Origin of the sequence: Companilactobacillus paralimentarius DSM 13238 = JCM 10415 (genome assembly GCF_001434985.1) — a bacterium.
GTDB lineage: Bacteria > Bacillota > Bacilli > Lactobacillales > Lactobacillaceae > Companilactobacillus > Companilactobacillus paralimentarius.
The window spans coordinates 1-517 of sequence record NZ_AZES01000056.1; the positions used below are offsets into that span (position 1 = coordinate 1).

The 517-nt window shown below is 34.0% G+C and carries 1 pseudogene; it reads right to left on the reverse strand.

The annotated features are described in order from the left end of the window. Positions 1-434 (reverse strand): annotated as a pseudogene (locus FD33_RS05785) (transposase family protein); the annotation flags it as partial. Positions 435-517: the final 83 nt, after the last annotated feature.

Sequence of the window (517 nt, forward strand, 5' to 3'; positions counted from 1 at the left end):
ATGATACGTTGAACGGTCTTATCGGAGACGTTAAAACGTCTGCCGATATCCTTCAATGATGTATTAAAAGCAGTTTCTGATAAGATCATTTGTCTAACAGGTTGTGCGATTTGACAATATTCCCAAACATAACTAGTTTTGGCTACAAAGATAGAGTTACAAGATTTACATTTATACTTTTGACGTTTCAGACTTATATACGTTGGACGTAATGATAATGATGGAGCGACTATCATATTTTTATTAAATCCATTCTTAACTAAGTGGCCTGCAAGGCCACAGTTAAGACAACGGTCAATCTGTTTAGTTAGCATTGCAAAATAGACTAAGGACTTGATGCCATTAACTAACATAAATTTTGAGTCTTCAGTAAAGATAATATTCTCATCTTTCATTTCAAGAGCGTTTCGTATAGACTTATTACTTAGGGACATCATTCAAATTCCTTTCATTGTGAAGCTGTAGAGGGTAGAACATCTAAAGGTATGGATGGTGTCTTTTTGATGTTCTAAAATAG